The 9,666-nt window shown below is 36.8% G+C and carries 5 protein-coding genes; 4 read left to right on the top strand and 1 reads right to left on the bottom strand.

Features of this window, described 5'->3' with window-relative positions; genetic code table 11:
• Positions 1-2 precede the first annotated feature (2 nt).
• Positions 3-2,459: an ABC transporter permease gene (locus RLO81_RS01860; RefSeq protein ID WP_350106395.1), complete on the bottom strand. Its 2,457-nt coding sequence runs from the start codon at positions 2,457-2,459 to the stop codon at positions 3-5.
• A gap of 105 nt (positions 2,460-2,564) precedes the next feature.
• On the opposite strand from RLO81_RS01860, the gene RLO81_RS01865 reads away from it, so the two are divergent.
• The 4 genes from RLO81_RS01865 to RLO81_RS01880 all read left to right on the top strand — a co-directional run bounded on the left by RLO81_RS01865 (position 2,565) and on the right by RLO81_RS01880 (position 9,437).
• The gene (locus tag RLO81_RS01865; protein WP_350106398.1) at positions 2,565-3,935 is read left to right on the top strand and encodes a sigma-54-dependent transcriptional regulator; all 1,371 of its coding nucleotides are present in this window, start codon (positions 2,565-2,567) and stop codon (positions 3,933-3,935) included.
• Between the two features lie 4 nt (positions 3,936-3,939).
• On the top strand, positions 3,940-5,265 hold the full coding sequence (locus tag RLO81_RS01870; RefSeq protein WP_350106401.1) for a sensor histidine kinase: 1,326 nt from the start codon (positions 3,940-3,942) through the stop codon (positions 5,263-5,265).
• Positions 5,266-5,368: 103 nt separating this feature from the next.
• The gene (locus RLO81_RS01875; RefSeq protein ID WP_350106404.1) at positions 5,369-5,770 is read left to right on the top strand and encodes a hypothetical protein; all 402 of its coding nucleotides are present in this window, start codon (positions 5,369-5,371) and stop codon (positions 5,768-5,770) included.
• A gap of 1 nt (position 5,771) precedes the next feature.
• Positions 5,772-9,437 carry a VPS10 domain-containing protein gene (locus RLO81_RS01880; RefSeq protein WP_350106407.1) on the top strand — a complete coding sequence of 1,222 codons (3,666 nt, stop codon included), beginning with the start codon at positions 5,772-5,774 and terminating at the stop codon, positions 9,435-9,437.
• Positions 9,438-9,666: the final 229 nt, after the last annotated feature.

The following is a 9,666-nucleotide window of genomic DNA, read 5'->3' on the forward strand; positions in this document are numbered from 1 at the left end:
GATTATTCGTTTCTAAGTACCGTTGCCGGGTTAGTTAATGCTGCTTTCGTTGAAAAGTATATTACTGTTAGGCTCGTGATTATAATTATAATCGATATACTAGCTATGATGGGTTGCCAACCGATTGAAACCCGGTAAGCATAATTCTCTAACCACTGGTTGGCCAGATATATGGTTATTGGAATGGCCACTATTGTTGAATATATAGTCAACCTAAAAATATCCGAATGAATAAGTTTTATTATATTTTGAACTGTTGCACCATGGACTTTTCTAATTCCAATTTCTTTTCTCCTACTTACCATACTATAAGCTGCCAAACCCAACAGCCCTAACGTAGCAACCAATATTACCAAGAATGTGAATACCTGAAGTACGCTTGAAAACGACTGCTCATTTTTATAAAACCGATCAAAATATTCATCCAAAAATGAATAACTAAATGGGCGATTATTATCAATTTCTGAATAGGTTGACTCTATAAAATCCAAGGTACGGTCAATATTTGCTGATTTAATCTTAATGGCAAGGTGTGAAATTTCCTGCTTGAATTGGTGAATGATTACTGGCTCCACCGCTTGGTGCAAGCTGCCATAATTAAAATCTTTTACCACTCCAATGATGGGACCCTTTTTGGTTGTGTCCCCAGCTATCCACATATTCCATTCTAAATTCTGCCCAATAGCTGTTTCCGGTGTAAAGCCCATCATCTCAATTGCTTTTTCATTGGCGATAAAACCAAACTGCTCATCAGCCTTTGTGCCATTAAAGTTTCTGCCACTGACAATTTCCATTCCCAGTGTTTCAATAAATTCATTATCCACTAAGTACATTTTAACAGGCAATTCCGAGTTTGCAGATTCTACAAAAACATTATCCCCTTGAATGAAGCTTCCGGGGAGGCCGTATGAAGCAGTAACTGACTCAATATTCGCACTTTTGAGTAGTTGATTTTTGAGTGCATTCAATTGACTTTTCACATCGCTATATACGGGTAATACCACAATCTCATTTTTATTAAATCCCAGATCTTTATTTTTCAAATAATCTATTTGGTTGTATAAAATGATGGAGCCGAGGATTAGCATTAATGAAATACTAAGTTGAAAAACAACCAGAACCCTTCTGAGACGATTGAACCCCTTCGAACTGTTTGATTCTTTCAATACCCGAGCTGGCTTAATTGATGATATGTAGAAGGCTGTATAACCGCCAGATAGTATACTTGTGGTCATTAATATTCCACAAAGTATGAAAAGCAATGAGTTATCTTGTAGGATCGTAAATTCTAGTGATTCATTTAGCAATGTATTATAGAATGGAAGTGATATTTCAACTAAAAGTGCGCCTAGTATCATGGCTAGTACTACAAGCACAAAAGACTCACTTAAAAACTGTATTATTATTTGAGTACGACTCGCTCCTGATACCTTTCTCAAACCTACTTCCTTAGCACGTTTGCTGGCTCTGGCTGTTGATAGATTAATAAAATTAGCACAAGCTAATAATAAGATTAATGCAGCTATTGCTGTAAGACCCTTCACATATATAACATTTCCTTTTTCAGCTATATCATATCTTAAATCATTAGAATGAAGATGAATATCTTTAACTGGTTGCAATAAATACTCATAGGTATAGCCTAAATCAGCTGATTTGGGATCTACAACCTTATCTGTAAGTTCCGAAAGGTAATCTTCAACTTGTCTTCTGTCTGAAGCCTTATTTAATCTTAGATAAACATAGTGCCTGGGCGATAGCCAGTTTTGTTTATCTCTATCAGATAAATACTTATTTAGCGTTGGCCTGGAAATTAAATAATCAAATTTGAGGTGAAAATTAGAAGGCGGATCTTTCACAATCGCAGTTATTCTGTACGTATGAGAATTATCGATAACTACTTCTTCATTTACTACATTTGACCAGTTTGCGCCAAAATATTTTTTGGCCATACTTTCAGTAATTATGAGATTATCTGGTTGAGAAAGTGACTTTTTTACTTCGCCAGATATTACGCCCAAATTGAAGAACTCAAAGAAATCTTCTGAGGCATACATACCAGAATGTTCATAGATTAACTTATCGGCTATTTTAAATAGCCTTTTGCCTGCAGGCCTTACTTCTAGAATAGAAGATACCTCTGAGTATATATTATTTATTTCGTTCGCAAATGGAACTGGAAGTGGCGCCCCATAAACTACCCTGTCAGAATATGTCCTTTCAGTGTAAACTCTGAATATTTTATCATAATCATTGTGAAAAGTGTCATAGCTCAACTCCTCTTTAACAAATAAGGTAATGGCTATACAAGAAGCAATTCCAAGCATTAAACCAAGGATATTTATAAGCGTAAATCCTAAATCTCTTAGTGATGTTCTAAACAGTATTTTAAGATGATTTCTTATCATGCCAATAGATAAGCCAAGTACATGCCATCTATAAAAATAGCCTTTTAACAAGCTTCATGCAGGTTCATTATTAAAATTTTAAAATTTGTGTTCCATATCGGAACATAATACTGTTCCGTTTCGGAACAATTCACATAATTATTCTACCTTCGGTTTATGAGTATGAAAGAAGGGAGCTTACTTATTGTTGATGACGATATAGACGTGTTACACACTGCCAGGGTAATACTGAAGCCTTACTTTAAAAACATCACTGTAGAAAGTAACCCGCAGGAACTCAACTATCTCATAAAGAACGAAACCTTTGATGTAATCATCTTAGACATGAATTACACCAATGGTGCAACCACTGGTAAAGAAGGTCTTTTTTGGTTGAAGTATATCATTGAAAGTATTCCAGATCAGTTGGTAATTATGATGACTGCCTATGGTGATATAAAACTGGCCGTTGAAGCCATGAAATTTGGTGCGAATGATTTTGTTGTTAAGCCATGGGAAAATGAAAAATTTATTGCCACCATTAACTCTGCCTATTCCCATAGTCAGGCAAAAAAAGAGTTAAAAGAACTTAAAACGAAACAATCATCCATTAACAAAATATTCGCCAATAGCAACAATACAATCATCGGAGAATCAAAAGAGCTGAGGGAAGTACTGACCATTGCCAACAAGGTAGCCGCAACAGATGCCAGCGTACTCATTCTTGGTGAAAATGGTGTTGGGAAAGAGGTAATCGCTCAGCACATACATAATTTGTCAGACAGAGCAGATGAACCTTTCATAAAAGTGGACCTTGGTTCAATATCCGCATCTCTTTTTGAATCGGAGCTTTTTGGACATGTAAAAGGAGCCTTCACTGATGCGAAATCCGATAAAGAAGGTAGGCTTGCACTGGCTGGAAATGGCACATTGTTTTTAGATGAAATTGGTAATCTGCCTTTAGCTATGCAGTCGAAGTTGCTGTCCGTGCTTCAGAATAAGCAGGTTATACCTGTAGGGAGTACAGCACCTAAGCCCATTAATGCGAGAATAATTTCTGCCACGAACAGTTCGCTAGCACAGATGATAGAAGAAAAAACATTTAGGGAAGATCTACTCTATCGCTTGAATACAGTCGAGATTAGAATCCCCGCCTTACGTGAGCGGCCGGATGACATTGCATTATTGTCCAAACACTACCTCAGTACTTTTAGTAAAAAGTACAATAAGGTATTGAGTGTTGAAGAAAACACTATTAATTACTTAGCGGGCTATCATTGGCCGGGAAATGTAAGAGAACTGATGCATGCCATCGAACGCGCTGTTATTATGAGCGATGGAAGTCAGGTTACAACAGAAGATTTTATCCTTAAGAATGTAAAAGAGGTCAAAAAAACTGACTCACTGAATGTTGATGAAGTAGAAAAAGAACTGATTCAGAAGGCTCTTTTAAAACATCATGGTAATGTGAGCAAAGCAGCCAAAGAACTGGGAATGGGCAGAACAACTATTTATCGTAAAATGGAAAAGCACAATATCAATTATTAGTTGAATGATTAGAAATTATAGGTTCAATATTATTATCAGAGTATTGTTTTTGCTGTTATTCAGTATTTTACTGGCATGGGTTTTAGTTAATAAAGCCTGGTTTTTTACACCATTGGTTCTTTCCATTTTAATCATCTCAACAGTGCTTAGCCTCATTCATTATGTTGAAAAGACGAGTAGAAACTTATCATTATTCCTGTTAAATATTAAGCAAGGGGGCTTCACTAATACTTTTAAAAATAGAAATGATGCCACCCACAACCTGTACAAGGTATTTGATGATGTAATTGATGAGTTTCAAAAAGTGACTATGGAAAAAGAGTCGCACTACCAGTACTTGCAAACATTGAATGAGAATATAGGTGTGGGTTTAATCAGCTATGATTCAACGGGCAGAGTGGATTTGTACAACCGAGCGGCCAAATTACTTTTAAAAAAACCAAGCTTAATCTCAGTTAGAGATTTAGAGAAGATAGATGCGAACTTGTATCGATTAACAAAAGAGCTCGGTTCTGGCGGCCGCAGAATTGTTAAGGTAATTATAGATAATGAGTTAGTAGAGCTTTCCGTGCTGTCCAAGAAATTTATCGTTCAAGGTAACGAGTTCACACTGCTGATTCTTCAGAATATTAATGCTGAATTAGAGCAGAAAGAATTAGAAGCTTGGCAAAAATTGATCAGCGTGCTAACCCATGAAATAATGAATTCGGTAACACCGATAGCCTCCTTAAGTGACGCTTTAAATAAAGAGCTGGCTGCAACTCCCATCCAAAAAATGCCCCAAGAAGACATTGAAGATTTTAAAAAAAGTCTTTCTACGATTGAGCTAAGAAGCAAGGGCCTAATGAGGTTTGTGAATGCGTATAAAGAGTTTACCAAAAACCCTGAACTTAACATCACTAAATTTGACTTGGGCGCTACCCTCGAAAGAATTTCAACACTTTTAGAAAATGACATGAACACGAGGGGAATTAATTTCAGCCTGGACTTTGAAAAAAATATTTTCGTTCAGGCAGATAATGAATTGATGGAGCAAGTGCTTATCAACCTTATAAAAAATGCCATTGAAGCTGTTGAGAACTCAACTGAACCGACTATAAATGTATCAGCTAACCAAAAGCATAATCACACTGAAATAATTATTTCAGATAATGGATCGGGTATTCCAAAAGATCAACTCGACAAAATCTTTGTGCCTTTTTTTACCACCAAGAAAAAAGGAAGTGGCATTGGACTAAGTTTCGCAAGAAAAGTGTTGCGCCTTCATAATGGGTCGATAAGAGTTCATTCCAATATCAATAATGGTACTTCATTTAATCTTATTTTTTAACCATTTGCTTATCAGATGCTTATAAAAATGATTTTTGATATTGTTTCCGATTCAGATAATAGATTTATATTTAAGGTTATTTAACCTTAAACCAAACCAAAAAATGTTTAAAAAGCTTGTATTGTTTTCTTCAATACTCCTATCCTGTCAAAGTCAATCAAACCTAAATGAAAGTAAAAGTGACTCCGAAACACTTGAAGAAGCTTCATTAAGGTTAATTGGGAAAAAAGGTACATGTACCTCAAATAATTCTGAAACATTTTCACTCTGTTATATTCATAAAACTGAAAACAATGTGAAGCTAGTTGAGTTTTTTATTTACGATGTTGAAAACAGCAAAGTAATTTATGAATCCAAAGGCAAAAATATTAGCGCTTCTTGGTTGAATAATGAAGAAATTAAAATTCAGCCATTAATTGGAATGCCAACAGGTGATGGAACAAAAGATTATAAAGTATATAACGTAATTTCTAAAAAAGAGTCAACCCCAAATAGTAAACCATAAAATGAAAAAGTTAAAATTTTCCTTATTGCTGGCATGCGCTGGCATATTCTGCTTTTTAATGAGCAATAACCTTGAATTTCAACATGACATTCAAGACAGTAAAAAGAAATCAAAAATTAAACCTATTAAAAAATCAATAACTGTTGGTGAAACACAATACGATGGGCCAGAAAAATATGCCTATTATCACTCAGCAGTAAGAGCTGGGCAGGCTGATTTAAGTGTGCCCCTGAAATATCCTCAATATGGCCCAAACTATAAAGTTAAAGAGTTGATTAATGCTAAGAACAACAAATTTAATCAAAAAAGTGCTCGTGCTTCCAATGCCACTTTTACTGAGCGAGGACCTTCAAATGTTCCTGGTCGTACAAGGGCGATATTAATTGATCCTGACGATCCAACGCAGGCAACATGGTTTGCGGGTAATGTGAGTGGTGGTATCTGGAAAACCACGAATAGCGGGGAATCATGGACTGAAATTGCACCTGATTTAGACAACTTGGCAATTGTTACATTAGCCATGTCTGAAGCTAACACGAATGTAATATATGCCGGTACTGGCGAAGGGTTTGTTTTTGGAGGAACTTTTATCTTGAATGGTGATGGCATATATAAAACTACTGACAAGGGAGTTACATGGAATGTGCTGGCCAGTACTTTAAATTCAGAATTCCAGAATGTAAGTAGAATAATAGTGGATCCAACTGATGAAAATATTGTGCTTGCCAGTACATCAGGCTATAAGGCAATAGGTGGTGGCGCAGAAGCTTTTGGTGCAGTGATGAGGTCAACAGACGGTGGTGCTAGTTGGACAAAGGTTTTTGAAACAGATGCACCTGTGCAACAAATAATTGCCGCCCCTTCTGACTTTAACAAACAATATTGCACTGTGGCGGATGGTGGTGCAGTATATCGCTCTGACGATGCTGGTCTCACATGGAACAAGAAGAGTACTGGAATGAATCGAACAGGAAGAGTTGAACTTGGTATTTCATACACGGACCCAGCAAAAGTATTTGCTTCGGCTGAAGGTGATGCCTCTGGAACTGGCACAGATTTATACGTTACAGAAAATGGTGGTGAAAGTTGGGGTCTTGTTGAAACATTATTTGAAGGCACTCAAATATCTCTCTTAAATGAACAAGGCTGGTATGATAATGCCGTTTTGGTTAACCCATTCAATGATGATAAAGTATATGTGGCTGGTGTGGGAATGTATTTGGTTGAGGTTGATACAGATAATATTACAACAGGATCAGCCTATAATGTAGATACAGATGAAACGGAATTCCTTGGCCTTGTAGATTTTTCTGCAAGTGCAGCTGGAGGTACTTTGGAAGTTGGTGCTAATGCGAATGAAACGACTGTCGAGGTTAGATTTGGAGCTGGAAAATCGCAAAAAGCACATCGTTTTCTTGTACCTGAAGGGCAGGGTTCAGGCGTCCCAGATGCTAATTATTCTTACACTGACTATGTTGACGTTCCATTCGAAGTTTGGGATGTTGACAATAATAGGCAATTAATGGTATCATTCAGAGATCAACAGAGAAATGGAACTTTTGAGCTTATTAATAGAAATACTGATGGTGACCCTTCTACCCATAGTAGAGAATACATTTACATCAATGATGTTGATTATGATCCAGATAACGCCAATACAGACATCGCTGTTAATGGCGGTCATGTGTTTAATCAAATGTATTTTTTCTGGCCCTTCTTAGTTAATGGAGAGAATTGGACACCTGAATTATTTGATGATTCAAATGCTACCATTGCATTCGAAAGCTTCGAAGTTTACCCGTCTGAGTTAACTACTGTTTCAGATGGTAGAGGAGAATATGACGGTAAAAACACTTTTGAATTTGTATTTCTGTCATTAGGAGAAGTTGTAGGTGTTCATGTAGACCATCATTGGATGGTTCCATTAATTACAGATGAGTCCAACCAAGAATTTAGTATACTAAACGGTAATGACGGGGGAATTTATATTACTAAACCAGCAGTAGACCCAGGTACTGTCGAAGGCGATTGGATTTGGTCTAGTTCTGGCTACAATACCATGCAATTTTATGGTGCTGACAAAGTAGCTGGAGAGGATAGATACTGGGGTGGTGCTCAGGACAACGGTACATGGATGACTCCTGAGGGAGCAACAGCTTCTAGCACAAGCCCTTACCAATTTGTAATTGGAGGTGATGGTTTTGAGGCAGTAACACATTATACTATTCCTGGTAAAATGATAGGCGGATCACAATTTAATGGCTTTTTTGGTACTGACGATAACTGGCAAACTTTTTATAATGCTCAAAATGGCTTAGGAGGTAACGGTCCATTTGTATCGAGGCTTTCGGCTGCGTACCAAGATCCTGACGTAATATTCACTGTTGAATCAACAGGAGTATACAAAAGTGTTGACTTTGGTAGAAGCTGGAAAGAAATACCCATTACTGATGGTTGGGGTTTTTGGAGTGGCATTGATGTAGAGGTTTCTAAAGCTGATCCACGAATAGTGTGGGCAGGTGGTAGAATGACAAATACTGGAAATATTTTTGTTTCTACAGATGGTGGCGAATCCTTTGAAGCTGTACCTAATTTTGACAATATAGGTTTGTCTACCGGCTTGTATTCACACCCAACACAAGATAGCACAGCTTTTGTGGTATTTTCTGTGGCAAACTCACCGAAGATTTTAAAAACAACAGATTTAGGAGAAACATGGGAAGATATTAGTGGATTTAGTACAGGAAGTACAAGTGTAGGATTCCCTGATGTTGCCGTATTTGCCGTTCAAGCAATGCCATATGACGAAGACGTCATTTGGGCTGGAACAGAAATAGGATTGTTTGAGACTGTTGATGGAGGCGCTACTTGGGCTATTGTAGACGAATTCCCATCTGTTACTATCTGGGATTTAAGCATTAGAGATGGTCAAGTTGTAATCGCCACCCATGGTAGAGGAGTATGGTCAGCAGAGATTCCTGAACTTACTGATTTTGTTGCACCAACTATATCGTTAATTCCTGAATTGCTTGGTGTAGTTCGATCTGAAGAAGAGATTGCTCTCATCGCCAGCATGAATTTTAGATCTATCTATGATAGCACTCAAATACGAGTGAATAATCAAAGAGTAGTTAGTGTTTCATCTAACTCAGAAGTTGGAGAAAATACAATCGTTTTCACAGTAGAAGATGGACAATATGACATTCAAGGTGTATCTTACAATCAAGGCACTCCACTTTTTTCTCAAACTATAAATGTTATTTTTGAATCAGACAGTGATGGAGATGGGTTTGATTATTTAAATGATTGTGATGATACTAATCCAGATATCAATCCCGAAGCAGAAGATATTCCTGATAATGATATAGATGAAGATTGTGATGGCGTGTTAATCATTACCTCTATTCTAGATGAAAAAGATGCTAGTGTAAATATTTATCCTGTGCCAAGTTCTGAAAGAATAACCATTGCTATTAATTCTAATTTCTCAGGACATGTGAAAGTACAGTTGATTGATATAAATGGCCGTTCTAAAAAAGAAACAGTAATAGAAAATTTCACAAATCAGGAAATTAGTTTTGATGTTAGCAATTTACCTTTAGGGGTGTATTTCATAAAAATTAGCGATCGTTCTTCTTCGTTAACAAGGCGTATAAGTATTCAGTAGATTTCCAAAAGGGCTTCAAATGAAGCCCTTTTTTATTTAACTATTTTTGCCCTCTATCGTTGATAATTAGATTATGAATAAAACAACGCTTGTATTAATATTTATTCTTGGAGTGTCTCTTTTATGCTGCAACACCCCTCAAGAACCACCAAAGTTCAGGAAGATAAGTAACGTGAGGGTGACCAACGTAACTGGTAAAGAAGCACTCTTAAAGGGCGATGCTGTATTT

This window comes from Fulvivirga sp. (genome assembly GCF_040220315.1).
Classification (GTDB): domain Bacteria; phylum Bacteroidota; class Bacteroidia; order Cytophagales; family Cyclobacteriaceae; genus Fulvivirga.